Genomic DNA, 26,382 nt, shown 5'->3' with positions numbered 1-26,382 from the left:
AAATCCCGCCGAAACAGCGGGATTTTTTTATGTCGTCATCGCACTTGGACGTTTTGTTTATTAACGGTTTTCAGGCGTTTGTCGTACAGCACCGTCGCTGCGATGCTGACAACAAGAAGCACCATCAGGATCAACAGCAGCACGCTCATTCCGTACTGATCAACCAGCACGCCGCCAAGGAGCGGCCCGATCATTCTGCCGCCCGTCGCCGCACTGTTGACGAATCCTTGGTAAAATCCTTCTTTCCCCTTAGGCGCAAGCTGATTGGCAATGGTAGGCACGGCAGGCCAGACAAGCATTTCTCCGACGGTTAAAATCACCATTGCGGTGAGGTACATCGGAAATTGCTTGGCGCTGAGAAGCACGCCGAACGAGACGATAAAAATACAAAAGCCGATGACCATCTGCGTTTTTAACGCACCGGACCATTTTTTCAGAACAGCTCCCATGAGAGGCTGTCCGGCGACAATTAATATTCCGTTTACGGTCCAGAGCACACTGTATAATGAAAGCGGCATACCGATGCTTTGAGTATGTGACGCAACGGTTGTGGACCACTGCGAATAGGCAATCCACCCGAGAACATACCCGCCGCTCAATATGAGAAGCGCCGTAAATTTCGTTCTGCTGCTGACAGGCTCGTAGTCCAGAACAGAAACCTGGCTCGCATTTTGGGTTTTGATATTTCGAAACCCGAAAAATACGATAAGGAAAAACAGCACATACAGCAAAGCATTGGCTAAAAACACGTACGTAAACGAGTACGCCGCAACCATCCCGCCGAGTGCCGAGCCCACGGCGACACCTGCGTTCTGAGCTACATAGATCGCATTAAAAGCTCTCCGCCCGCCTTCTTTCCATACCGCTCCCGCCATGGCGTAGCTGGCCGGAAACACGATACCGGAACCGAAGCCGACAATGATGAGCAGCCAAATATAAACGGGCCATTGATGAAACAGAACGAGTCCGAGAAGACTTGCCAATGTGATCATAATGCCCAGCATAATGGATTTGAATCCGCCGATTTTATCAAACAAAAATCCGCCGCATAAATTCCCCGCCACACTGGCCCCGGAATTCAGCATCAGAACAACCCCCGCAACAGTCAGCGATTTCCCTAAATGATTATGAATATAGATCGTATTCAGCGGCCACAAAAAAGATGCGCCCGTCACATTGATAAACATTCCGATGATTAATATCTTCAAAGCGCGCGGCATACCGATCCCCCTCTCTCTATAAAAAACCCCATGAAAAAACGGAAACCGCAAGCCGCGGCTCCGTATCAAACACGTTATCATAGCACATTCATTCTATCGCCGCGGACGTCTTTTTTCAACATCAGAATCTGAAAAAAATAATGCCGGAATGTTGAAAAAATTACAAATGATTGGATTCACAAAAACAGGCCGGCCTCATGCTCTTTTCCTCAGCAGCCAAAACGGAATATACAGAATGAAAAAGCTCAATATCACCGCCGCTTCCATTGATAGAAGATACCACGGCCAAGGTCCGAAAACGTTCAGAAGCGAAGCGGTCTTCGGTTTTTTCATTAAATATAAGTAATTCGCATTCAGCACACGATCAATAAAAAAGACACACGCCCCGTACAGATTTACGACCAGCACAGACACCCACAGTCCGCGCGCCGACGGCCTGTACCTTTCTGAAGCGGCCATGAATAGGCAGGTAAGAAAAACACAGCCGTGGGAGACGAAAAACACGATGTACCGAAAATGAGGGAAAGAATACGCCCCTAAATCAGGTGTTGCCATCGCCTGTACGGCGCTGCCCAAACCGGCAAAATAGAGGAAGGCGAACAGTTTTTTGCTTTTTGTCATGACCATCAGCATTGCCAAATAGACGGAAAGGTCGCTCAGCTGCAGCGGCAGAGCTGTTTTCAGCGACCAGGCATGATGACAAAGCAGCCATATATGATAGCTGATCTGCGACACGGCAAGGAAAATGAACAGTACATAGCGGAAAACGCGATTCGGCCGGCCGTGATTGAGCTGTTTCCGGAATATGATCACGCACACCCCAAGCAATCCGATGACCAACAGCGTGAAAATGTGTTCCTTGGAAAAAAGATGAAAGGCTCCTGTTTCAGATTTCAATTGAAAATACTTCTGCATAAGGCTCCCCCGCGCGAGAAAATGACGTATGTCTATTCTTTTAAAAATCGCTTTCTTCTATTCATACAAAAAAAGCCTCCGCTTATGCGGAGGCTCCTCAACTTGTTTTACAATGCGGATTGAATGACCTTTTTATAGTATAGCACCGACAGCATGCCGAAGATGGAGTACAGCAGCGTATACAGCGCCATGACGATGATCATCGGCGTCCACACTTCCGTTCCGAATAAAAACCATCCTGACTGAACGGCAAAATAGCTGTGGAACAGCCCGAGAACGAGCGGAATCCCGAAATGATACGCCTGCTTCCGGCGGATGCCTTTCAGCAGATCCCCCGTTGTGAAGCCGAGCTTCCGCAATATCGTGTAATCAGCCTTCTCATCCTCACACTCGCCCATTTGTTTAAAATAAAGGATACAGCCTGAGGTGATCAGAAAGGTTAACCCCAAAAAGCCGACAATAAACATGATCAGCCCCATGTTTTTCTTTTGGGTGTCAGCCGTTTCAAATTGTGAAAGCGCGCCGTCAGAATAGTGCTGCGCCTGAAACAGACCATCAGCTTTTTGGATGTCCTCTTCACGTTTGAGTGTAATGCCGAAAAACCGATTTGATTTTCCCTGAATGGACGGGTCGATATCTTTCTCGATCCGGTCAAATACCTGCTGCGTGACGATAACGGTCGGCAGCCCTCCGCTTGTAAATGTATATGACAGGAGGAAGTCGTTCTTCAAGCCCTTATACGCCAGCGGTATTTTATCCGTTTTGCCGTTTATATCAATGGATCCTGACGTTTTCAGGTCGAGAAATCTTTTCATCATATCATTATATCCGGTAAACACGGCTTCTCCGTCAGAAAGCTCCGTCCCTTCTGCGTCTTTCTCGCTTATAATCGGCAGCGCCAAGCTGGACGGGTCTTGTTGAAAGCTTTTCATGTCGCCGTTTATGATGTTCTTCATATTGACACCGGCTTGAATGGTCTTGATTGTTTTCACTTTGTGTTCAATTCCGTTTTTCTTCAATAAAGCGGTAAATGAGTCAGTCTCCTTTTGGTTATCAAACGCAAAGTCTGCGGCTGTATTTTGCTCAGCCGATTTTTCCGCGGAATAGTACGAGATATAGCTTAAAGACAGCAAACCGATTGCCAGCGCCGAAAGAGTCGTAATAATCGTCAGCAGGACGGCGTTTGACTTCATCCGGAACATGATGGATGACAAAGACAGCACTTCACTGACATTCAGATACCCGCCTTTTGATTTCCGGATGAGATTTGCCAGAAAGCTGACCGAACCTTTATAAAACAGATAGGTTCCGATAATGACCGAGCCGAGAATAAACACCATGGCCGAAAACAGTTCATTCATGCTCGTAAAACTGCCTCCGAATAAATCCGCGGACACGGCATAGCCGGCGATAATGGCCGCAATACCGACAACGCCGATCGACATCTGCACCCAAGAAAGCCGTCTTATGCCGCTTTCTGACGATGACGCGGTTTTAAATAAAGACAAAATGCTTTGCCGTTTAATAAATAAGTAATTCATCATCATAATCAGCACGTAAATCGCCCCGAACACAATTAACGTCTGAACGAGCGCCTTGCTTGAAAAAAACAGTGAGACAGAGGCTTTCACACCGACTGTATGAAACAGCATCATCATACATAATTTCGAGAGAGAAAAGCCGGCAAAAATACCGATCCAAATAGATCCGAAATACAAAATGAAATTTTCTGTGCTGAGTATGCGGAAAATGTGCATTTTCGTCATGCCGATTAATCGGAATAAGCCGATTTCCCGGCCGCGCCGTTTAATAAAAATGGTGTTGGCGTATAAAAGAAATACCGACACGATCGCCACAAGCAGTACAGAGGCGGCCCGGATTGCCGCCGCTCCTTTTATGGAGCTTTTCATTTCATCAAGCGCCGGATCGTATTGCATCGTGACAAACGCGAAATAAAGGGCGGCGCTGAACACCAGCGCAAAAACGTAAAGGTAATAGTTTTTCATATTCTTTTTCAGGTTCTGGAAGATCAAATGATGAATACTCATGCCTGAATCCCGCCCAATACACTTTGCGTTTTCATAATATCCTGAAAAAAGTCCGGTCTGTCCTGGCCGCCTTTATTCAGCTGTGTATACACACGGCCGTCTTTAATGAAAACCACACGTCCGGAATAGCTGGCGGCAACCGGATCATGCGTCACCATCACAATGGTGGCGCGGCGTTTTTGATTCAGACGGCTGAGTTTATTCAGTAAATCCATGGCAGCCTTTGAATCGAGCGCTCCGGTCGGCTCATCAGCAAAAATAATGCCCGGCTCGTGAATAACAGCTCTTGCGGCAGACGTCCGCTGTTTTTGCCCGCCGGAAATTTCACTCGGATACTTATGTCGCAAATCATAGATCCCAAGCTCCTCTGCCGTCTCGGCAAATCGCAGGTCCGCCTCTTTCTTAGACATTTTCGTAATGGATAACGGCAGGAGTATGTTTTCCTTCACGGTCAGGGTGTCCAATAAATTATAATCCTGAAAAATAAAGCCGAGATGCCGTTTTCTGAATTCGGCAAGCTGCTTTTCTTTCATGGATGTAATCTCCGTCTCATTCAGTTTAATGGTGCCCGCGCTCACTTTATCAATGGAGGAAAGCACATTCAAAAGGGTCGTTTTCCCTGATCCCGACGGGCCCATAATGCTGACGAATTCCCCTTTGTGAATCTGAAGATCAATTCCTTTCAGCACCTCTTGTTTATTCAGCTTGTTTCCGTAGCTTTTTTGGATATTGCCTGCTTCTAAAATCATCACGTTCTGATTCTCCTTTTACATTGGTTATCTTTATTTTAAAAACAGAAGCCGTTTTTTTCGTTTGATTAAGCGAACAAAAGAGAAAAGCATGTGACACTTTTGTCACACGCTGAACATGCTGACGGCATCGTTCTGTTTCGGAAACACCAAGGTAAAAACCGTGCCGCTTTCCGGCTCAGAGCGCACGCTGATCTGGATGAGAAGCGGAGCCGCGGCTTTTTGAGCCAAATACAGGCCCATCCCCGTTGACGCGTGATCACGCCTCATTCGCGTCGAGGTAAATCCCTTATCAAAAATGCGCGGAAGATCTTTGGGCTCGATGCCGATGCCGCGGTCTTCGATATCCACATGCACCCGGCCGTTTTGTTCATAGCTTTTTACGGTAATGTCATCCGCTTCACTGTATTTGACGGCATTGCTTAACAGCTGCCTGATGATGAAGGAAAGCCATTTTCCGTCACTGTGAACGTCTGGTGAATCAAGCTGAATGTCAAACCCGATCCCTTTTTGTATACACCATGATTGCAGATTTTTAATTTCTTTGAAAACGAGCGGTCTGAGCTGAATGCGCTGGAATGATAAATCATTTTCAATAAAGGACAATCGTTTCTGATGAAGCTGCTGGTCCAGGAGATGGTGAATCCGCAGCCATTCATACAGCAAAGGGGCTTTCAGCGGCTGTTCATCAAGGCGCTCGATCATGAGATGCATCGCTGTCAGCGGTGTTTTGACCTCGTGAATCCATGACATCAGATCGTCCTTTTCATGCTCTGACGCCGCCTGAAGATGGAGGGAGCTTTTTCTTAACTGCTCTGTCTGCCCTTCAATGCTTTCTTCAACGATAGACTCAAACGGACTGTCAGGCGCTTTAAGGTAAGACATATCTAAATTGGCGTCCCACTCTCTTAAGCTTTTATAATAGGCGGTCTCTTTACGATAGCGGAACAAGAGAAATACAAGAAACACAAGAAGCGATAGGTAAACGAAATACAGCACCGAAAAAAACGGAATAGACGGATCAATATATGCCGCAAAAAGGAGCACAGCCTGCTGCAAAAGAAACATCGCGATCCAGCTCTTTCTTTCGAGCAGAAATGATTTAATCATAAAGACCGTCTTCTTCCTTTGCGATGTATCCCTGCCCCACCTTGGTTTCAATCATTTTCCCGATGCCTAATTGATCGAGTTTTTTCCGCAGCCGGTTGACATTCACCGTCAGCGTATTATCACTGACGAAACGCTCATCATTCCATAGGCTTCTGATGAGTTCTTCCCGGCTGACGATTTTATTTTTCTGCTCAGCCAGCAGTTTTAAGATCAGCATTTCGTTTTTGGTCAGCTCGACCGAACCGTTTTTACGGCTGACCGTGTTGGTTTCTGTGTCAATGACCGCTCCGCACCATCTTTTCATCAGCGCCGGTTCTGTGCCGTATTGATGCACACGGCGGAACACCGCCTGTATTTTCGCGATTAACACATCAAAGTGAAAAGGCTTCTGAATAAAATCATCTGCCCCGAGCTGCATCGACATGACCATATCCGCGGGATGATCGCGCGAGGACAAAAAGAGAATCGGCACGTTTGATTGGGAGCGTATCATTCTGCACCAATGAAAGCCGTCAAATTTCGGCAGCTGTACATCAATGATCACCAAATCAGGCTTGATTTCGGTAAACTCCCGGATGACCCGGCTGAAATCTTTTATTCCGTGCACCGCAAATGACCAGCCCGTTAATCTCTCTTTCATCTCGTGAAATAAAGTGTTATCATCTTCTATTAACAAAATGTGAAACATGGTATCCGCCCTTTTCTGATAGATAGAGGAAAAACCGGCTGATGTCCAGCCGGCTTTTTTCCTTTACAGTTCTCTTCTTAATGCAGTCAGAACGTTGGTTTTTGTCGCTTTGCGGGCCGGATTCATACCGGAAATCACCGCGACCCCCGCACAAATGACAACTGCGATCACAACGAGGCTGAGCGGGATATAGGAGAAGGTATAATGAAGATCTTCAGCTCCGGTATTTCCCCCTACCGCTTTCAAGATAACCGGCACAGCCAGATTGACGGCAAAACTCACTCCGTAAGAAATGATAATGCCGATGACAGAACCTAATATCCCGATATAGGCGCTTTCCATCAGGAACATTCTGCGGATGATGGACGGGCTTGCGCCGATCGCTTTCATAATCCCGATTTCCTGCGTTCGTTCCGTCACCGCCATCGTCATCGTATTGAAAATACCGATGGCAGAAATCACGACGGCGATAAAGCCGACAAAGATCAGGCCGATTTTAAAGACAAGGAAAAAGGTGTTGACGCCCTTCAGCTCGGTAGTGACAGATCTGACATAAAAGCCGTCATCCGTGAGGTCATGGGTAAGCTGATCGACATGATCGAATTTGTCCGCATACACATTAATGCTTTTTTCCGCATTTCCATTCTTCAGATCCAAGAATGTTGAGAAGTCTTTCTTGAATTGATCACTCACAAAAATATTTGTATCCTCCATCCAATCTTGGGACGGTTTTTTTGTAATTCCGACTACTTTAAAGTCGTACGTTTTCGTTTTCTCAACGTCTCCGTCTTTGTTTGTTTTGGAGATGCTCAGCTGTATCGTTTTATTAAGCAGGTCTTTCGTATAGCCTTTTGGTTTTTTCACCTCCGACATGTCGCCTTGGTGATCATTTAACTCTTTGTCGTAAGCGTCAGCCTCTTTTTTCGTCAATAGGTTCTTCGCAAAATCATAGCCGACCACGATTTCATTCTCTGTGCGTGCGACTCTTCCCTGATCAAGCTCCATATTGGCTTTGACTTCATCGTTCATGTTTGTCAGCACAATGGCTGAATCTTCATTTGTTCGGTTTCCCAATGACGCTTTGTTCGGTTCATACACTTGTGTTCTTTCAACGACAGACTTGACATTTTTATACTTTTCCAAGTCTGATTTCTTCACGGCTTTTCCGTTCTCTTGGCCGAGCACGTTGATTTCCGTAACAATCTGCTGGCTCATCGTAATGTCTGTAATCGTTTTTTGGATGCCGAATCCGACGGAAGCCAGCACCACTAAAAACGCGCACGCCATTGTCGTCGCCAGCACCGTCATGAAAACACGCAGCCGGTTTTTCTTCATATTTCTTCTGATAAAGTGAATCTGATCCTTAAATCTCAACAGTAACGCCCCCTTTTAATACACCGTCATGCAGCTGGAATTTTGAATGCGCGATCGAAGCGACTTCATCGTCATGCGTAATGATGACAAATGTAATCCCACGCTCCCGGTTCAGCTGCTGAATTAATGCAAGCACCTCAAGTTCCGTTTCTGAATCAAGGCTTCCCGTCGGCTCATCAGCTAAAATAATTGACGGATTTAAAATCAGGGCTCTTGCGATACTGACACGCTGCTGCTGGCCGCCTGACAGCTCATTCGGATAATGATTCGCATGATTCTCAAGTCCGACCCGTTTCAGCATGTCCGCGACTTTCTGCTTGCGTTCAGACGGTTTGACGCCTTTTAAGGCAAGCGGCATTTCAACATTTTCATAGGTTGTCAGACTCGGAATGAGCTGAAAACTTTGAAAAATAAAGCCGAAATGCCCGAGGCGGAACTGCGCCCACTCTTTTTCACTGAAGCTCGTCACATCAGTGCCGTTAATGACGATACGGCCCTTCGTCGGCGCTATGTATCCGGATATTAAATTCAGAAGCGTTGATTTTCCGGAACCGCTCCGACCGACGATACAGGCAATTTCCCCTTTTTCAACGGTCAAAGAGACATCCTTCAATACCGGAACCTCACTCTCTCTGCCTTTCCTGCCGATTTTAAATGAATGATCAATATGCTGTACTTCTATCACGTACACCACTCCCCCTTATATCTGTTTCGTTTTTTTATAGATGAAGTAATAACTGATGAAAAACCCGATAACCGCGCCGATAAGCATGCCGAATATGTAACCGGTATACGAACCGTTATAAGCATATCCGCATACCCCCGCACTTCCCAGCATACTGAGCGACATGACGAGCAATTGAATGATGCGTTCAATGTGTTTGCTTAGGATAAAATGTCCGCTTCGTTCACTCGGCATTTTCAGGAAATTCACATAACCGAATAGATAGAAACAACATCCCATTAATGCGGAAATTAACAATGCGTGTTTCATGTAATACATCCATGATGTATGGATGTAAGCGGCAGGCATGAAATAGATCAGAAATCCGCTCCAAGGGAAATCAATATCCGGCACAGCCTGCCTGCCAAAAAGGAACTCAGCGTTTAACAGGTAAATCGTCATAACCACGATCGGAAAGACGGAAACCGTGAACGCTGTGATCAGCTGCGCCGCTAAATTGCCCGTTATCGTGCCGGCAGCTGTCACTAATGCATAAATCATCAAGCTGATGACCAGCATCCCTGCGCTGAACGATTGAAAATGATGGACAGCGTCAGGATTAAGCGCTAGAAACAATATGTCAGATACTCCGTAAGAAACAAACTGCGAGCCGGCTAACACGGCTGCTCCCAAGAAAAACTTCGTATGAAATATCCGGCTTCTCGAATACGGAAGACTCAGTGTAAACATCCTTTCAGCCCGGCCTCCTCTTATCAGAAAAAGCCCCATCATAACCGGAGGAATGAAATGCAGCCCGATCAAATTCCGATTGCTGTAATCAATACTGAACGTACAAACTGAACCTGAATATTGATGAAGCGCACTCAAACAATCCTTATAGTGAAAATACTCATTTATAATTGCCAAAGGGCCTAAAATAGCTAAGAACCCCGCTGTAAGAAGCAGCAGCATCTGCCGCTGCTTCCATTCTTTATAAAGCAAACCGCTAATCGGCACCTTGCCTTCCTCCAAACTGTTCATTCTCAAACAGATCTACATATGCTTTGACTTCCTGTAAACCGTAAAATAACTGATGAAAAACCCGATAACCGCGCCGAAGATAATGCCGGCTAAATAGCCGAACATCGTGTCTGTGACCCCATATCCGAAAACGCCGAAACCCATAACAGCAAAGGCAATCACCAAGATCTGCACCGGACGGTCCAACTTACTCCAAAGAAAGAATCTGCCGTTCCGTTCATTCGGGTGTTTCAGAAAGCTGACATAACCGATCAGATAAAAGACAAGGCTCATCACAATCGGAATGATTAAAACCAAATCCCTTTCTCTGATCCAGTCGTTAAACACATATCCAATAGGGGTTACAAATATAAAAAGACGGGATTCGATATAACTGCTGATAAAAGAAAATTGATCTCCCACACTAATATCGAAAACGACCTCCAAATTCGCAGCCGGCAGACCGATGAGTAAAAAGGGCAGAACCGTTACTGTAAACGCCGTTAACAGCTGGGCGAATATCTGTCCCGTTAATGCGCCGGATGCCATTAACAAGGCGTAAGCCATAAAACTGATGACAATCATTCCGATTGAAAAATGATCAAAATCGTACGTATGGCTCGGTTTCAGCAAAGATATCAGCAATGACGCCGCTCCATAGCCTATCGCCTGAGGAACAACAATGACTGCTGCGCCGAGCCAGAATTTCGTCTGAAAGATTTGGCCTCTGCTGTAAGGCATGCTTAACAAAGCATCCATCGTTCCCTTTGTCCGCTCCAAGCCTAATAAGAAGACGGCAATGATGACACTCACAATCCAGCTGAAGGAAAGAGGCGACCCATTCGTATAATTGACAACGAATTCACAATCTTGAAGAGCTTGGTTATTCAAACATTCTTGATATGTTGAGTAGTTGTTATAAACCAAAAAAGGGTTTGCCGCCATTAAAAGAATGCCGCTGCATAAAAACAACCACTGATTTTTCTTCCATTCTGTGTACAACAATCCCCGCGGTATCATTCCGGTCCTCCTCTCTTACACATGCTTCGTTTTTTTATATATGGCAAAATAACTGACCAAAAATCCGACCGCTCCTCCGACCAGCATCCCGGCCACATACCCTGTCATCGTCTGTCCCGTCGAGTACCCCGCCAGGCCAAAACCGAGAACGGCGATTATAATCACCACAATCTGAATGGGCCGGTCAAGCTGTCTCCAGAGAAAAAAACGGCCGTTCCGTTCCACCGGCTGCCTGACATAGCAAAAGTACCCAATGGCATAAAATAGAATGCTCATCACTGCCGGGATGAGTAATATATACTTGCTGGCAGATACCCAATCTGTATCAATGTACATGATCGGATTCAAGTATTGAAAAAGATTGTTTACTTTGAGATAAGCCTCGACTGACGGCATCAGCTCATACATGCTGACTCCGAAGATGACTTCTACATTGGACAGGGGCAGCGTAATAATCAGGTAAGGCGCTATCGACACGGCAAACGCCGTTAACAGCTGGGCGAACGTATTCCCCGTTAAGCAGCCTGCGCTCGCGACCAATGTAAAAGCCAAAACACTCACAATAATCTCTCCGACGCTGTAATGGTGGAAGAAATATACGCGCTCAGGCTTTAACAGAAGAATGAGCAGTTCAGCCAGCCCGTAGCCGATGATTTGGAATCCGGCAATGACCGCCGCCCCGAGCCAAAATTTAGTGTGAAACACCTGAGCGCGGGAATAAGGCAGACTGAAAAGCGTATCAATCGTACCTTTCGTACGCTCCAGTCCGAATAAGCAAACCGCCAAAATGACAGCGGGCGCCCAGTTCAAGTTCAGCATTCCGCTATCCAAAGAATTCACATAAAAGTTACAATATGCTTCCGGGGTGTCCAGACAGCCTTGATAAACCAGATAGGTATTTAACACTTCAAATGGATTGACCGCGGCTAAAAAAAGGCCGACCATCACAAGAACAGTTCGATTCTGCACCCATTCCCTGTACAGCAATCCCCTGTCTACCATCTTCGGTTCCCTCCAAACTTCGCGATGAAGACTTCTTCTAAGTTCACAGGAAGCTCGTTCCATACTTTCGGCTGCAGCTCTTGCAGAAAGTTCTTTTTCTTCTCATCGTTCTTTTGAATCAGCACCGTATAAAACACACCGGCATGGTCGAGAATCGGTATGTTTTGTTCTCTGATCTTCAAGGCGACGTTTTCTTCAAATGCCATTTGGATTTTCATGTACTCTTCCTTCATATCATCCAAGTCCATCACATTCGTCAGCTGATTTCCTTCCAAAAACCCGATCCGGTTGCACATTCGCTCAATATCTTCTAAACGGTGTGAGGTAATCAGAATGCTCGTTTCCCGTTCAGCCACTTCATCCACCATAAGCTGAAGCACATCATGACGCGTTACGGCGTCAATTCCGTCCGTCGGTTCATCCAAAAGAATAAGTGCCGGGCGTGAAGCAAAGGCAAGGACGAGCGCAAGCTGTTTTTTCAGGCCTGTCGATAATTCACGGTATTTCTTCGTTTCCGGAATGCCGTACCTGTTCATCAGCTCATTGGCGTAAGTCACATCAAAATTCGGATAGATTCTGCTTACAATCGCAACAAGCTGTTTATATGTATACTTGTCATAAAAAGGATTTTCAACAGGCATATAAATGATGTTCTGTTTTACTTTCGGATGCCGCTTTATTTCCACCTGATTAAATAAAACCGTCCCTTGATCCGGCAGCAGAATCTGTTGAATGAGCCGGAGCAGTGTTGTTTTCCCTGATCCGTTTCGCCCGAGCAGCCCGAAAATTTCCCCTTTTCCGATGGTGAGCGAAATATCCTTGAGCACTTCTTTACCGTCTATCGTTTTTGAGAGATTCCGCAATTCAATCATGATCCTTGCCTCCTTTCACATCAGCGCTGATTTCCTTTATCCATTCCTGCAGCTTCTCCAGCTCAACTCCCGCGTAATGGGCATCGATGATGAGCTGTTTCAATTGCTCTTTTATCATCGTCATCTTCCCTTCAACCAATGTCGTTTTTGCATTCTCCGATATATACGTTCCTCTTCCCCTCAGCGTTTCAATGACACCATCGCGTTCGAGCTCCTTGTACGCTTTGCTGACTGTGTTCGGATTGGCGATAATGATCGTTGCCAATTCCCTGACAGAAGGAAGTTTATCCCCCGGCTTCATGATCCCTTTTAAACAAAGCTCTTTCAGTTGCTGTATGATCTGCTCATAAATCGGAGTTGAGCTTCTCGGATCGATTTGAATCATTTACTTCCCTTCTTTCTTTTACGAGCTGCTCTCTTTCTTTAAATGTTCTGCCATTGAAAACCGATGACGACAAGAACGACAAACAGACTGCTTGCCAAAACCGAGGCGGCGATAATAAGAGGCACATCTTGTTTTACGGATCTTTTGTTTTTCATGAAAGTTCCCCTTCCCTATGCTTAACATTTATATGTCGATTTCATTTTTTGAGTGTTTTATGTGTATTACATCAAGTAGTACACGTAATACAATAAACACACTCCGCCCTATTGTCAATTCTTTTTTAAAAAAAATACAAAAAAACCCGCCGGGATTCCGGCAGGTTTGCTGAACCATTTGAAACGGCGCGGTCAGTAATCAAAATTACGCTGCAAAATCATATTGTTTTGCAAGGTCTGCAGCTGCAATCTCATTCGATAAAGCTGCTCTCTTTGCTGATCATTCGCAGATAATGACAGCTTGTTTAATTCATTCACCGCGTTTTCAAGCTTCATTTGCGCTTCACTGTACTCATTATCATTATAATGCTCTTGTTTCGAAGCGGTCATAAATTGCTCATTCGCAAATTCATACGCCTGTTCGCTTCTTTGGAGATGTTCATCTACTGATTGTCTTGTTGCCATTAAACAGTCCTCCTATTGATAATGTCATATCAATAGTATTTCTTATTCCAAATAAATTCTCACAAGAAATATCAGGTAATTCATACACAAGACAGAGATGGTATAAAATACGATTAAATGTAAAACTTAATCAAGACAGAATTAACTCTTTATAAAAATCCTTCATTTTAGAACGATAACTTAATTCTTCTTTTATTAAAAACATTAAAATTTTCCCACATCACTCACAAGATCTTCGGTTCGCTTTAAATTGTTCACCATCAAATTATCTTTTTTGTGTAAAACACCCAGGATTCATCATATTTTTTGGGTATCCAATTCATTAGACGATCTGTTTTTATTAGCTTTAATTATCATCCCGAAACTAACACCAACTATAAGACCAAAACCTTTTTTACTCATCCCCATCTAAGCCTGGAACAGCTTTAAATTTTTTCAACAAACCGTTCAAAAGAGAATCGAATTTTGAAGAATTAAGATAATAGTATGTTTTATTTTGATTTCTCGTACTCTCAACTAAACCTTGCAATGTCAAAATTCTCATATGGTGTGAAATCGTTGCGTTGGTTAAATTTAGCTGTTCAGCAATCTCATTAGCATACATTTTTTTATGACTAAGTAAGATTAATATCTTGAACTTACTTTTATCCGATAAAAGCTTCAAAAAATCAATGATATGATTAATCTCAGCTTTCCCTAATGTATTTTCGAAAATTTTATCAACTTTATAACCAAGTCCAACATAAATGTTATCTTCACTTTTCGTAATAGTTGCAGTGTAAGGTAAAAGCGTTGGATATATATTAATATAATCACAAGATAAGTATTCCTTACCTTTTAACGTACTGATTATCTTTTTTGGAAAATCCATATTTATGTTTTTTACTTGATTCATCCACTCATCTCTAAATTTAATTAAATTATACATCGCCTCGTTAAGATAACCATTCACCGACATTAATTTGCTGCAAAATTGATCTACATAAGTTTTAGGAGATTTCATTACCTTAAATATGATCCACTTGTATTCGGGCTTTATATTTAAATTATTAAGTAGCTCAAATAAACTTTCCCTATCATTTAAATACTGTTGGGTAGATGTTTCAGTTTTAAGATCTCCTTGTAAATAAATTAGAGACTCTAAAATATTTTTTCTTATCTCTTTTTCTGTAACTACAGACAAATAATCAATAATTTCAAAAAAATCTTTCGTATAAATTTGTGGGATTTTAAAAAAGGTTGTGGCTAAACAAAAAATATTTGCATTCCTAACATCTTTGTAGTCGCAAAAGCTGCCAAAATAAAAATTTAAAAACTCACTATCTAACTCTTTTATTCTTTTAAGGTCATCTAGTAATACAAAATATTCATTATCTAAATTTAACCCCAATTTGGTTGTATAATCTTTGAAGAATTCCTCGTGTTTCAAGAATAGAATAGAGGATATCTTGTCAAAGAATTCTGAAACACTGTCATTAATTATTAACCGCACTTTTTCACACCCCATAAAGTCTTTTTCCACAAGGAAAACGTTGTACTATCTTCATGCCAGACATTTTACATTTTTAATATTATCAATCAAAAGGGAACTTTCAAAGAATATTCATTTCTAATTTTAAAGAATTTTCCTTTAAGCACATACCTGACTGAGCATTATCAAGAGCAGTCCTAGATTTACTAGACTTGCCTCACCTCTTGCTGAGTGTTCTCCTCATGTCACACTCTTCAGAAATCCTTAATCATCTCAGCTAGTTTACAGGTCAATTTTAGCTCTTATTGAGTTATTTCAAGTTACAAAATTGTTGAATTATAAAAATATGATTTCGAGAAAAGTGGATGAAAAAACAATTTATGAATAATATTGACGCCTCTTAAGATTACATTTATCATGTTTTTAGATATATATCGAATTTAAATTTAGATTAATATCTAATGGAGGTTGTAGGTTTGAATTTTCAAAAATTAATTATGCTATCTGCATTATTATTAGGTACATTCATTTCAGTAATGGACACCACTATAGTAAATATCGCCTTACCTAAGATGCTGGATTATTTTTCGAGTAACCTTTCTCTAGTAGCATGGGTGGCTACAGGTTATACTTTAGCTTTTGCGGTTTTATTAGTAGGTGCATCAAAGCTGGCAGACCATTTTGGAAGAAAAAAAGCTTTTATGTTTGGATTAGCACTTTTTATTTTGACATCAGTTATTGCATGTTTGAGCACTTCAATTGAAATGCTTGTCACAATTAGAGTGATTCAGGGATTATCTGCTGCTTTCATTGTACCTGTTACAATGCCTATAGCTTTAGCTATCGTACCTCAAAATAAAAAAGGAATGATCATTGGAATCTGGGGTGCTTTCTCAGGATTAGCAGCTACATTAGGACCTGTACTTGGAGGATTATTAACTGAAAATTTTAATTGGCAAGCTATCTTCTTCATAAATATTCCTTTAGGTCTGATTTCTCTTTTTTTAGCAGCATTTTTTATTACTGAGAGTTATGATGAAACAGTGAGTAAAAAAATTGATTACATGGGGATTCTTATTTTATCCGGAGCTCTCTTCTGTTTAACCTTTGGTTTTGCAAAAGTATCTGACTTAGGCTGGTCATCACCATTAATTATCTCTCTTTTTGTAATCTCTGTATTATTATTCTGTTTGTTTTTCTTTATTGAATCTAAAATTAAAAACCCGATGATTCCCTTATCCATGCTGAAGATACGTACGTTTAGTTTCAGTTCTTTCACCCTCTTTATGCAGGGCCTTGGATTAACAAGCGGTACCCTTATTATTACTTTACTCCTCACGAATTTAATGGGAAAAACTGAATTAGAAGCGGGGTTAATTGTTTCTACATTAGCTCTATCATCTATGTTTACCTCTGTACTTTCTGGAAAGCTATCTGATAAACTCGGGGGCATTTGGCTTTCGGGTCTAGGTATGCTCGGTTTAACAATCACAACATATTTATATGGATACATACGATACGACAGTTCTATAACGTCAGTAATTATTCTGTTATGTTTGACCGGCTTAGCTTTAGGGCTTGTAATAGGACCAGCAATGAGTTCAGGGATACGGCTTATTCCTCCTGAGAAAGTAGGAATTGCCTCAGGTATTCTTAATATGATGCGGACAGTTGGACAAGCGCTAGGCATTGCCATACTTACATCTGTGCTTACAATGAATATAAATGATCACACAGCTACTGCGAAAAAAGAAGCCATTAAAATTGTGGAAAGCAATCAGGTTTTTGATAAAAATGCAAAGAACGAGATAATAACTCACTTAAAGCATTCAGACAGTAAAGGTTTCGATCGAAGCAAAAGTATTGCTGAATTAAACAAAAAAGAGGAAGAAATTCTCTCTATAACCCCGGATCCGTATAAAGAAAAAGTACAAAAAAGCTTCAATATTCAAAAGAAGGAAGTTATGGCTATCCAGAAAAAAATTTCAAATTTATATAATGAAAAAATAAGTGACAGTTTTAATAATACATTCAAAGTAGGCAGTGTAATTCTTATTTTAGGAATTATTTTTGCATTGTTCAGTGATATTTCTCCAAAACGTTTAAAACAACAACAGAAAAACCAGGTAGATATTACGTCTTGACCGTTCCATAATTGTTTCATTGTTCCGCCCCATCATTCATGCTACAATTTTAGGATGCATCTGATGTGAGGGAGGCTTTTTGAACATTGAACGAGAATAACCCTTTTCCTTATTCAAATACGGAAAAACGGTACCATACATTAAATTATCATCTGCGGGAGCATTTCGGGCATAAAGTGTTTAAAGTCGCGCTTGACGGCGGTTTTGACTGCCCGAATCGGGACGGCACGGTTGCACACGGAGGCTGCACATTCTGCAGCGCGGCGGGCTCGGGCGATTTTGCCGGCAATCGGGCCGATGACTTACTCACGCAATTTCACGATATCAAAAACCGCATGCACGAAAAGTGGAAAGACGGCAAATATATCGCATATTTCCAAGCGTTCACGAATACGCATGCTCCGGTAGAGGAGCTGCGAGAAAAATTCGAATCCGTCCTCAAGCTTGACGGCGTTGTCGGCATGTCGATCGCGACCCGTCCGGACTGCCTTCCGGACGATGTCGTGGAATATTTGGCCGAACTGAATGAGCGGACCTATTTGTGGGTTGAACTCGGACTGCAGACCGTGCATGAGCGGACCGCCCTTCTGATCAACCGCGCCCATGATTTTGACTGCTATGTTGAGGGTGTCAATAAACTGAGAAAACACGGCATCCGCGTTTGTTCCCATATCATTAACGGGCTTCCGCTTGAAAACAGGGACATGATGATGGAGACGGCCAAAGCCGTCGCTGATTTGGATGTGCAAGGCATTAAAATTCACCTGCTTCACTTATTAAAAGGCACACCGATGGTGAAGCAATATGAAAAAGGAAAGCTGGAGTTCCTTTCTCAAGAAGAATATGTAAGTCTTGTATGTGATCAGCTCGAAATCATTCCCCCGGAAATGATCGTTCACCGCATTACGGGAGACGGGCCGATCGAATTAATGGTCGGGCCGATGTGGAGCGTCAATAAGTGGGAAGTACTGGGCGCCATTCAAAAAGAGCTGGAAACACGGGGAAGCTATCAAGGGAAGCTCTTCAGAAAGATCGGGGAGGAGACCGCCCTATGACCTTGATGCACATCCTCCCTTTCAGTAAAGAATTGCTGAAGTCCGCCGCACAGGAAGGTGATATCACGGTTGACGCGACGATGGGCAACGGACATGATACATATTTCCTGGCCGGCCTTGTCGGTGAGACAGGACATGTCCATGCCTTTGATATTCAAGCGGACGCACTCGCTAAAACGAAGGAGCGGCTCGGTGCCGACTTCAGTCCGCGCGTCACGCTTCACCATAAGAGCCATGATCAAATAAAGGCATCGCTGCCTGAGGATGCGCACGGGCGTGTGGCTTGCGCCGTGTTTAATCTCGGCTATCTGCCCGGCGGCGATAAAAGCATTACGACAAATGGCCACTCAACCATTTCCGCGATCGAACAGCTCCTTGAACTGCTGAAGGAGAACGGGCTGATCGTTCTCGTTGTGTACCACGGGCATCCTGAAGGCAAGACGGAAAAAAGTGCATTACTGGAGTACTGCAGCAATCTTGATCAGGAAAAAGCGCGCGTGCTGAGCTACGGCTTTCTCAACCAGCGAAACGACCCTCCGTTTATTATAGCGATTGAAAAGAAATCTGCCGGCAAATAAAGAATCGGCCTGTCATAAGCGGGCCGATTCTTTTTGTGTTTACTTTTCAAGAAAAATCAATTACTATGAAATAATGGAAAAAAGCACATCTTTTAAGTGTAACATCTGGGAGGAGCGGCAGTTTGAATATTCTTCGCATCATATTTTCAAGTGTTCCCTATGTGATGTTCGTCATCATTTTATCAAGACATTTAGGATTTGAGTTCGCAAAAACCTATTACTGGTGGTTTGCTGCATTTTTTGTCATCGGGCTGATCGGCAAATTCGCAATGCACCTTGCGGCAAAAAAGAAACCGTTAAAAAAAGAGACAGCGTAAAATGCGCATGTCTCTTTTTATTTACTGTTTTGCAGCACGCCGCGTGTATAAGCGGGATTATTCGTAAAGACACCATCTGCTTTTTGTTTCAGCATAATAGGCGTCAGCGTATGCTCGTCTTCCTTATCAAAAAACACGTGCACTTTCATCTTATTGTGATGAATGCGCTTCACGACTGCTTCATTTGCCAATTTGGCGTTGAGCCCGACTGTATCAGCATACGTTCTGATGGTTTGCAGCTGCTTATCATTTATCTCCTCAGCCTCGTTATCTTTTAATAATCGAACAAGAGGAACTTTTTTATCCATAGATCGAACTTTCTTTAAGCTCTTCCCGCTAAAAGACTCAATGACTGCTTTATGGCTGGAAATCAGCTTATGTTTTTGTAATATGTCAATCAGTTTCTTTTCCATCACCAGGCTGCCGTTGCTTTCTCTTGTCTCAATATAGTAATTGGCAGTTTGTCCGAATTTCTGTATGATTTCTTCTAATGTTAAAATCTTTTCTCCTTTTCCCGCATTCAGTTTCTTAATCTGAGCCAAAGACAGATCATCTGTCATCCCTTTACCATCTGTTGTCCGATCTACCGTTTTATCGTGAATTGCAATCAGACGGCCGTCCTTCGTCTCCCGTAAGTCTATCTCAATATAATCTGCTTTGTCTTTAATCGCACGTGCATAAGACAAAGCTGTATGTTCCGGCTCAATCGCAGAAGAGCCCCTGTGCGCTATCAAGACAGGATGATAGCCGGCGGAAGCATGGATGACGGAGCAGCCTCCGGAAATGGAAAGTAATGCTATGGCCGCTAAATACTTTAATTTTTTCATAAAATTAAAGTATCATATTCTGCAGGCGCAAACAATGTTTCATTTCATACTTCACGTCATAAATAAAACTGCGCCGTCATGATTTACACGAGAGGCGCAGTTCACCCATTACGAACTTTTCGTCCAAGCCATCTTCTGAAATTTGCGGTAGGCTCTTCCGTTGATATAAAAGAAAAATGACGTTTTTCCGCTAGCCCTGATCAGCTTTCGCGCGAGGCGGCCCATTTCTTTTTGGCCGGCGACTTTGTCATCGGATAAATAGACGCCGAGCAGCCCTCTGTTGATCAGCCGGTGAAAATTTTCATGCGGAATGCCTTGCAAATGTTCATCCGCTTTTTCAATAAAATGCTGCAGTCTCTGCATCATTTCTTCATGAGACTGATAATACGTACAGAAATTCAGATCGCCTTCAAGCAGATCCTCTTCCTGGTCAATTAAATAATCAAGCAGTATATGCAGCCCTTGTATGTACGGAAAATAACTGCTGCGGATTTTCTCAGCGGTATGTTCGTTAAAATCAGGCTGGAATGAGTAAGCAACGAGACAGAAAATGCCTAACGTCGATCCGGCGCAAGCCGAGAACTCAAACCACTCCATTTCCGGAAGCTGTGACCGGTACTGCTCAAACCAGCCTTTAAGCCTCGGAACGCGTTCATGCTCAACGACATGCTTATGAACCTGAAGATCGCAATAATAATCACACAGCTCAAGCAAATAAGGTTTAATGATACCGTAATGTTCTATTGACCCGAGCACCCGCTGGCATGTTCTGACCAGCTCATGAAGATAACCGCCGTCATCCCGCTCGTCTCTGTACTGATAGTACGGCCGCACCTCGGCACCGACCGTCAGCGCGTCACGCATGGAGAGATGAAGCATGCGGAAGTCCTCGGGATCAAGCGAGGTGCTGCGGTCGCACAGATTGTCCAGATAATCACTGATTGTCTGATACGCGATGATAAATTGTACGCATTTCTGTTTCTGTTCTCCCGAAAGCAGGGCTAAAATGCCGCCGCCTTCACAATGAAACGACTTATCGCGGATACTTGCGGCCGCCTGCTGCCGCAGTTCGGTATTTTTAATGGAATCTGATTTTTCCCGCCACATGTTCAATTCCTGATGAACGAGCGGAAAAATTTCCCGATACACTTTTGTCATAAGGTTAAAAGGATGTTCCGGTACTGTCAACATATGCACCCCCAGCGAATTCAAATATACTGATCTGTAAAGGCTTTTGCCGCCTTAAACACAGTTTCTCTTTCCGGTTCATTAAAAATTTCATGATAAAGCCCTTCCCATTCCCGGTACGATTTATTATGGGAAGCCACACCGGAAAACCATTTGCGGACCTTCATTTTATCGACGATTTTGTCATCTCCGCCCTGCATAAGCAAAAGCGGCACCTTTAAAAACGCATCAGTCGGCACCATAGCGGCATCAATGGTTTTTAAAAGCTCTCTGTACCATCTTACGGATACCTTCGTGACATATAAAGAATCGTTTTGATCCGCTTCAATCATATCCGCATTCCTCGTTGCCATATCAGGTGATAAGCCGGAATCCACTCTGAGGGACGGAGCGAGGACGTTCAGTCCTTTAGACGCAAAATCAAGGACTTTATTGACTTTTATTTGCAGACCCAGACAAGGTGATGATAAAATGAGTGCCGTAATGCGGGGATTTCTCTGCTGCTTAAACCATTCTATCGCAATCAGTCCGCCCATGCTGTGGCCCAAAAGGAAAACGGGCGCTTCAAGCGTTCTCGCTTTATCAATCCATATATCTACTTCATCAATGTATTCTTGGAAAGAGCGAATATGCCCTCTGGCGCGGGTCGACGTTCCCTGACCGGGCAAATCGCCCATCACCACGTTATATCCGGAAGATCTCCACATTTCAACGAGCCATTTATAACGTCCGTGGTATTCGCTTGCCCCGTGGATAATGACAATGGTACCGACGGGCCTGTCTGCTTTCCAAGTCCACATGCAGTTCACCTCTTACATAAATTTAGAGAAAGAAGGATGAGACATGATAATCTACCCTTATAAACAATTTACGCCTGACATACATCCTGAAGCGTTCATTGCGGATAACGCCGTCATTACGGGCGACGTCGTGATCGGAGAACAATCAAGCATTTGGTTCTCAGCCGTCATCCGGGGGGATGTTGCGCCGACAAGGATCGGAAAAAGAGTCAGCATACAAGACTTGAGCTGTCTGCATCAAAGTCCGAACCGCCCGCTTCTTATTGAAGATGACGTCACGATCGGCCATCAGGTTACACTGCACAGCGCAATCATCAAAAAGAATGCTTTAATCGGTATGGGCTCCGTCATTCTTGACGGGGCGGAAATCGGAGAAGGCGCGTTTATCGGCGCCGGAAGTCTCGTTCCTCCGGGCAAAACCATTCCTCCCGGCTGTCTTGCGTTCGGCCGGCCCGCAAAGGTTATCCGCCGGCTGACAGAAGAAGACATACGGGACATGGAAAGAATCAGAACGGAATATGTTGAAAAAGGCCGATACTATAAAACACTGCAAGAGAAATAAGAATAGATCAGCTTTGTTTTACTACTGTACCATTTTTCAAAATATTATTTAAGTAAAAACCATTTGCATTCTCCCGATTGTCAGGAAACAGAAGCAAAATGTTCAGGAATTTGTTTTATTCTTCCCCCGCCGGCCCGATCCTATGAAAAAAAGAGCCCATGTCCCGGGCTCTTTTTTACGCTTTTTCGGCGAATGTCTGTCCGTTTTCCAGACCTATGTCTTTTCTTTTATGGAAACCTTTCCCGTAATAGGCGGCTAATAATATGCCGAACCAGACAGGCCCGATGATGACGGCCACCCGGGTCTCTGCATTAAAAGCCATCAGCACAACGACAAAAGCGAGAAATGCCAATGAGATATATGAGGAAAAGGGATATAAAGGCATTTTATATTTCAGTTTTTTCCGTTGTTCCGGCTGTAAGCTTTTACGATATTTCATTTGGGAAAGCAAAATAATCGACCATGTCCAAATCGCCCCGAACGTCGCAATGCTCGTCACCCACGTAAACACTTTCGCCGGCACCACGTAGTTCAGCAAAACGCCGATGCATAACGCGCCCGCTGAAACCAATACCGCTTTTCCCGGCACACCGCCTTTTGTGACCGTACCGTATGCTTTAGGCGCTTCATTTTGTTCCGCCAGATTGAACAGCATGCGCCCCGTGCTGAAGATCCCGCTGTTGCAGGAAGAAAGGGCCGCCGTCAATACGACAAAATTAATGATTCCGGCTGCAGCAGGTATTCCGATTTTTTCAAATGTCAAAACAAACGGGCTTCCGCCTGAACCGATTTCCTGCCACGGATAAATTGACATAATGACAAACAAAGCTCCGACGTAAAAAATGAGAATGCGCCAAAAAACAGTATCTATGGCCCGCGCCAGTGATTTTTCCGGATTTTTGACCTCACCGGCTGTGACACCGATCAGCTCAATCCCGAGATAGGCAAACATGACCATTTGAAGCGACAGCAGCACCCCTTTAATCCCATTCGGGAAAAAGCCGCCGTGGCTCCATAAATTGCTGATTCCGAGCGCAACGCCTCCGTTTCCGAGGCCGAATACGATCATCACCAGACCGATCGCGATCATTGACAGAATCGCCAAGACTTTAATGAGCGCAAACCAGAATTCAAGCTCACCGTACGCTTTGACCGCCAGAAAGTTGACAGCCGTCATAATGACGAGTGCACAAAGCGCCCATATCCATGACGGCACGTCAGGGAACCAGTAGCCCATATAAATGCCGACCGCGGTGATTTCCGCCATGCAGGTAACAACCCATAAAAACCAATAATTCCAGCCTGTTAAAAACCCGGCAAGCGGACCGAGATAATCTCTGGCATACCGGCTGAATGAGCCGGCTACAGGCTTTTGAATCGCCATTTCCCCTAATGCCCGCATAATAAAAAACATAATCAGCCCGCTGCAGGCGTAAGCGGCTAAAATCCCCGGTCCGGCAAGCTTTATGGCAGAAGCCGACCCGAGAAACAGCCCGACTCCTATCGCGGCGCCCAACGACATAAGCGAGATATGCCGCTCTTCCAAGCCGCGGTGAAGCGTTTTTTCTTTGTTTTGCATAACTCTCCCTCCCCCTGATTTTGACAAAGAAACACAAACCGAGACGAAATAGCCAGAAAACACTTTCCGGAATCTACCCGATTAGTCCTATTATAACCTTTTTCTGAATATTGCGTAATACTTTGTCGAAAACAGAGCGGAATAGACGGTTTACAAAAAAACAATAGAAAAAAGGCTTTCGATAACATCGAAAGCCTTTTGGATTAAACGAAAATGACTTCTTTCGGCTGATGATTCAGCTCTTCCGGCACCAGTCTTTTTTCAACATTGATGCTGTGCCAGATCATGAAGATCAGCACGGTCCAGATTTTGCGGCTGTTGTCCGCTCTGTCGGCACAATGATCTTCCAGAAGCTGAAGGACATAATCCTTTTCAATATAAGCATCTGTTTCACTTTCACGAATGATGTTGCGAACCCATTCGTTCATTTCATTTTTCAGCCAGTGGCGGATCGGCACAGGGAAGCCGAGCTTTTTGCGGTTAAGCACATGATCAGGCACTACCCCTTCAGCAGCTTTGCGCAGAAGGTATTTCGTCGTGCCGTTTTTCGTTTTCAGTTCATCCGGAATTTTAGAAGCCACGTCAAACACGACTTTATCAAGGAACGGCACGCGCAGTTCCAAAGAGTTGGCCATCGTCATTTTGTCAGCCTTTAACAGGATGTCGCCGCGCATCCACGTATGGATGTCAACATACTGCATTTTATTAATGTCGCTGTATGAACGGCTTTCCGTAAAGTACGGCTTCGTGACATCACGGTATGAAAGCTCTGGATTGTAATGTTTGAGCAGCTGTTTTTTCACGGGCTCTTCAAAAATCTTCGCATTACCGATATAACGCTCCTCAAGCGGTGTGCAGCCGCGGACTAAGAGGCTTTTCCCTCTCATTCCTTCAGGCATGACGGACGCCACATGAAGAAGCATTTTTTTCAGACCGGACGGAATGCGTTCAAACGGTTTAAGCGAAAGCGGTTCGCGGTAAATATTGTACCCGCCGAACAGCTCGTCCGCGCCTTCCCCGGATAACGCGACCGTTACATGTTTTTTCGCTTCTTTCGCGACAAAGTACAAAGGAATCGCCGCCGGATCTGCAAGCGGGTCATCAAAGTGCCAGACGATTTTCGGAAGCTCGTTCATATACTCCTCAGGAGAAATGACTTTGCTGATGTTTTCAATCCCGAGCGCGGCAGCCGTTTCCTTCGCTACGTCAACCTCACTGAAGCCCTGCTGCTCAAAACCGACGGAAAATGTTTTGAGGCTCGGGTGAAATTCTTTCGCAACTGAGACGATAAAAGAAGAGTCGATACCGCCGGATAGAAACGAACCGACAGGAACGTCACTTCTCATGTGAACTTTGACAGAGTCAAAGATTGCGTCTCTGACTTCTTTCACCAATTTATCTTCATCAGACTGAACAGGCTTAAAGTTCGCTTTGAAATATGTTTTAAACGCGATGTCGCCTTCCGGGCGGATCGTAAACTGGCTGCCCGGCTCAACTTTTTTCACTTCAGCGTCAAGCGTGCTCGGTTCAGGAACGAATTGGAAAGACATATATTGCTGTAAAGAAGCTGTATCAAGATCAATGCCGTTTTGAGCGGCCATTAAACTTTTTCTTTCAGATGCAAAATATACTTTATCCCCGATGGTTGTGTAATACAGCGGTTTAATGCCGAACGGGTCTCTCGCGCCGTACATGACGCGGTCAGCTTTGTTCCAGATTAAAAACGCAAACATTCCGCGAAGCTTTGAAGCAGCTTCTTCTTTATAATGACGGTATGTCGCAAGGAGCACTTCGGTATCGGAATCTGTATTGAAAGTGTAGCCTTTCGCTTCAAGCTCTTCTCTCAGTTCAATGTAGTTATAGATTTCGCCGTTAAAAATGATCCAATATTTTTCGTCTTCATATGATAAAGGCTGTCCGCCGTTTTCTACGTCAATAATACTGAGCCGTCTGAAGCCGAATCCGACGTGCTCGTCATGATAATACCCATCGCTGTCAGGACCGCGGTGAACGATCATTTGGTTCATTTGTTTGATTAGCTCTTCTTGATCTGCGGTTTGAGTTAATGGATGCTTATTAAAAACACCGACAAATCCACACATAGTATAGCCTCCATAAGTGTAATTTTCTAATTGGACCCCCTTTTTATAGACGCTTTGTTACGCCATTGGTTT

The 26,382-nt window shown here is 44.0% G+C and carries 25 protein-coding genes; 5 read left to right on the top strand and 20 right to left on the bottom strand.

Annotated elements, in window-relative coordinates:
• Positions 1-35 precede the first annotated feature (35 nt).
• The 15 genes from ABK447_RS05450 to ABK447_RS05375 all read right to left on the bottom strand — a co-directional run bounded on the left by ABK447_RS05450 (position 36) and on the right by ABK447_RS05375 (position 15,194).
• Positions 36-1,220, bottom strand: a complete 1,185-nt coding sequence (locus tag ABK447_RS05450) for an MFS transporter (protein ID WP_038459562.1) — start codon at positions 1,218-1,220, stop codon at positions 36-38.
• A 195-nt stretch (positions 1,221-1,415) separates the two neighbouring features.
• Positions 1,416-2,135, bottom strand: a complete 720-nt coding sequence (locus ABK447_RS05445; RefSeq protein ID WP_038459565.1) for a TIGR02206 family membrane protein — start codon at positions 2,133-2,135, stop codon at positions 1,416-1,418.
• 107 nt (positions 2,136-2,242) lie between these two features.
• Entirely contained in the window at positions 2,243-4,183 is a 1,941-nt protein-coding gene (locus ABK447_RS05440) for an FtsX-like permease family protein (protein ID WP_032868344.1), read from the bottom strand.
• Positions 4,180-4,935 carry an ABC transporter ATP-binding protein gene (locus ABK447_RS05435; RefSeq protein WP_015240420.1) on the bottom strand — a complete coding sequence of 252 codons (756 nt, stop codon included), beginning with the start codon at positions 4,933-4,935 and terminating at the stop codon, positions 4,180-4,182. The genes ABK447_RS05440 and ABK447_RS05435 overlap by 4 nt, the downstream gene beginning before the upstream one ends.
• 102 nt (positions 4,936-5,037) lie before the next feature.
• Positions 5,038-6,042: a sensor histidine kinase gene (locus ABK447_RS05430; RefSeq protein ID WP_052827747.1), complete on the bottom strand. Its 1,005-nt coding sequence runs from the start codon at positions 6,040-6,042 to the stop codon at positions 5,038-5,040.
• Positions 6,035-6,730 carry a response regulator transcription factor gene (locus tag ABK447_RS05425; protein WP_014305616.1) on the bottom strand — a complete coding sequence of 232 codons (696 nt, stop codon included), beginning with the start codon at positions 6,728-6,730 and terminating at the stop codon, positions 6,035-6,037. The genes ABK447_RS05430 and ABK447_RS05425 overlap by 8 nt, the downstream gene beginning before the upstream one ends.
• A gap of 63 nt (positions 6,731-6,793) precedes the next feature.
• Positions 6,794-8,104 carry an ABC transporter permease gene (locus ABK447_RS05420; RefSeq protein WP_015240422.1) on the bottom strand — a complete coding sequence of 437 codons (1,311 nt, stop codon included), beginning with the start codon at positions 8,102-8,104 and terminating at the stop codon, positions 6,794-6,796.
• On the bottom strand, positions 8,094-8,789 hold the full coding sequence (locus ABK447_RS05415) for an ABC transporter ATP-binding protein (RefSeq protein ID WP_032871660.1): 696 nt from the start codon (positions 8,787-8,789) through the stop codon (positions 8,094-8,096). The genes ABK447_RS05420 and ABK447_RS05415 overlap by 11 nt, the downstream gene beginning before the upstream one ends.
• Positions 8,790-8,804: 15 nt before the next feature.
• Positions 8,805-9,785 carry an ABC transporter permease ytrC gene (locus tag ABK447_RS05410; RefSeq protein ID WP_038459571.1) on the bottom strand — a complete coding sequence of 327 codons (981 nt, stop codon included), beginning with the start codon at positions 9,783-9,785 and terminating at the stop codon, positions 8,805-8,807.
• 36 nt (positions 9,786-9,821) lie between these two features.
• Complete coding sequence (locus ABK447_RS05405) at positions 9,822-10,808, bottom strand: ABC transporter permease (RefSeq protein ID WP_038459573.1); 987 nt, start codon at positions 10,806-10,808, stop codon at positions 9,822-9,824.
• Between the two features lie 15 nt (positions 10,809-10,823).
• Positions 10,824-11,810, bottom strand: coding sequence for an ABC transporter permease subunit (locus tag ABK447_RS05400; RefSeq protein WP_025285148.1), 987 nt, complete (start codon positions 11,808-11,810; stop codon positions 10,824-10,826).
• Positions 11,804-12,682 (bottom strand): ABC transporter ATP-binding protein, encoded by an 879-nt coding sequence (locus ABK447_RS05395; RefSeq protein ID WP_007613240.1) that lies wholly within the window; start codon positions 12,680-12,682, stop codon positions 11,804-11,806. Before ABK447_RS05395 ends, ABK447_RS05400 begins: the two co-directional genes overlap by 7 nt.
• Positions 12,675-13,067, bottom strand: coding sequence for a GntR family transcriptional regulator YtrA (gene ytrA / locus ABK447_RS05390; RefSeq protein ID WP_003152275.1), 393 nt, complete (start codon positions 13,065-13,067; stop codon positions 12,675-12,677). The genes ABK447_RS05395 and ytrA overlap by 8 nt, the downstream gene beginning before the upstream one ends.
• Before the next feature lie 347 nt (positions 13,068-13,414).
• Positions 13,415-13,687 carry a YtzC family protein gene (locus ABK447_RS05380; protein ID WP_038464207.1) on the bottom strand — a complete coding sequence of 91 codons (273 nt, stop codon included), beginning with the start codon at positions 13,685-13,687 and terminating at the stop codon, positions 13,415-13,417.
• Positions 13,688-14,081: 394 nt separating this feature from the next.
• Entirely contained in the window at positions 14,082-15,194 is a 1,113-nt protein-coding gene (locus ABK447_RS05375) for a helix-turn-helix transcriptional regulator (RefSeq protein ID WP_052125186.1), read from the bottom strand.
• A 440-nt stretch (positions 15,195-15,634) separates the two neighbouring features.
• Between ABK447_RS05375 and ABK447_RS05370 the strand changes: the two genes are divergently transcribed.
• The 4 genes from ABK447_RS05370 (at position 15,635) to ABK447_RS05355 (ending at position 19,252) form a co-directional block, all read left to right on the top strand.
• Complete coding sequence (locus ABK447_RS05370) at positions 15,635-17,302, top strand: MFS transporter (protein WP_038464210.1); 1,668 nt, start codon at positions 15,635-15,637, stop codon at positions 17,300-17,302.
• A gap of 86 nt (positions 17,303-17,388) precedes the next feature.
• On the top strand, positions 17,389-18,357 hold the full coding sequence (locus tag ABK447_RS05365) for a TIGR01212 family radical SAM protein (RefSeq protein WP_007408822.1): 969 nt from the start codon (positions 17,389-17,391) through the stop codon (positions 18,355-18,357).
• The gene (locus tag ABK447_RS05360; protein ID WP_003152267.1) at positions 18,354-18,935 is read left to right on the top strand and encodes a class I SAM-dependent methyltransferase; all 582 of its coding nucleotides are present in this window, start codon (positions 18,354-18,356) and stop codon (positions 18,933-18,935) included. The genes ABK447_RS05365 and ABK447_RS05360 overlap by 4 nt, the downstream gene beginning before the upstream one ends.
• A 122-nt stretch (positions 18,936-19,057) precedes the next feature.
• On the top strand, positions 19,058-19,252 hold the full coding sequence (locus tag ABK447_RS05355) for a hypothetical protein (protein ID WP_003152265.1): 195 nt from the start codon (positions 19,058-19,060) through the stop codon (positions 19,250-19,252).
• A gap of 17 nt (positions 19,253-19,269) precedes the next feature.
• Here ABK447_RS05355 and ABK447_RS05350 read toward each other — a convergent pair whose 3' ends face one another.
• From ABK447_RS05350 to ABK447_RS05340, 3 genes are all read right to left on the bottom strand, one after another.
• Positions 19,270-20,079: a glycerophosphodiester phosphodiesterase family protein gene (locus tag ABK447_RS05350; RefSeq protein WP_038464213.1), complete on the bottom strand. Its 810-nt coding sequence runs from the start codon at positions 20,077-20,079 to the stop codon at positions 19,270-19,272.
• A gap of 108 nt (positions 20,080-20,187) precedes the next feature.
• Entirely contained in the window at positions 20,188-21,267 is a 1,080-nt protein-coding gene (locus tag ABK447_RS05345; RefSeq protein WP_038464600.1) for a tetraprenyl-beta-curcumene synthase family protein, read from the bottom strand.
• A 20-nt stretch (positions 21,268-21,287) separates the two neighbouring features.
• Positions 21,288-22,067, bottom strand: coding sequence for an alpha/beta hydrolase (locus ABK447_RS05340; protein ID WP_003152261.1), 780 nt, complete (start codon positions 22,065-22,067; stop codon positions 21,288-21,290).
• A gap of 46 nt (positions 22,068-22,113) precedes the next feature.
• Between ABK447_RS05340 and ABK447_RS05335 the strand changes: the two genes are divergently transcribed.
• Complete coding sequence (locus ABK447_RS05335) at positions 22,114-22,629, top strand: gamma carbonic anhydrase family protein (RefSeq protein WP_025285156.1); 516 nt, start codon at positions 22,114-22,116, stop codon at positions 22,627-22,629.
• 175 nt (positions 22,630-22,804) lie between these two features.
• Here the strand turns inward: ABK447_RS05335 and alaP are convergent, their stop codons facing one another.
• Together alaP and asnB are read right to left on the bottom strand one after the other, a co-directional pair.
• Positions 22,805-24,208, bottom strand: a complete 1,404-nt coding sequence (gene alaP, locus ABK447_RS05330) for an alanine permease AlaP (protein WP_007408827.1) — start codon at positions 24,206-24,208, stop codon at positions 22,805-22,807.
• A gap of 203 nt (positions 24,209-24,411) precedes the next feature.
• The gene (gene asnB / locus ABK447_RS05325) at positions 24,412-26,310 is read right to left on the bottom strand and encodes an asparagine synthase (glutamine-hydrolyzing) (protein ID WP_003152255.1); all 1,899 of its coding nucleotides are present in this window, start codon (positions 26,308-26,310) and stop codon (positions 24,412-24,414) included.
• Positions 26,311-26,382: the final 72 nt, after the last annotated feature.

Origin of the sequence: Bacillus sp. hwrm1 (assembly GCF_040207805.1) — a bacterium.
In the GTDB taxonomy this organism is placed as follows: Bacteria; Bacillota; Bacilli; order Bacillales; family Bacillaceae; genus Bacillus; species Bacillus velezensis.
The sequence above is the reverse complement of the archived record's forward strand: the minus strand, read 5'-3'. Positions and strand labels throughout refer to the sequence as shown.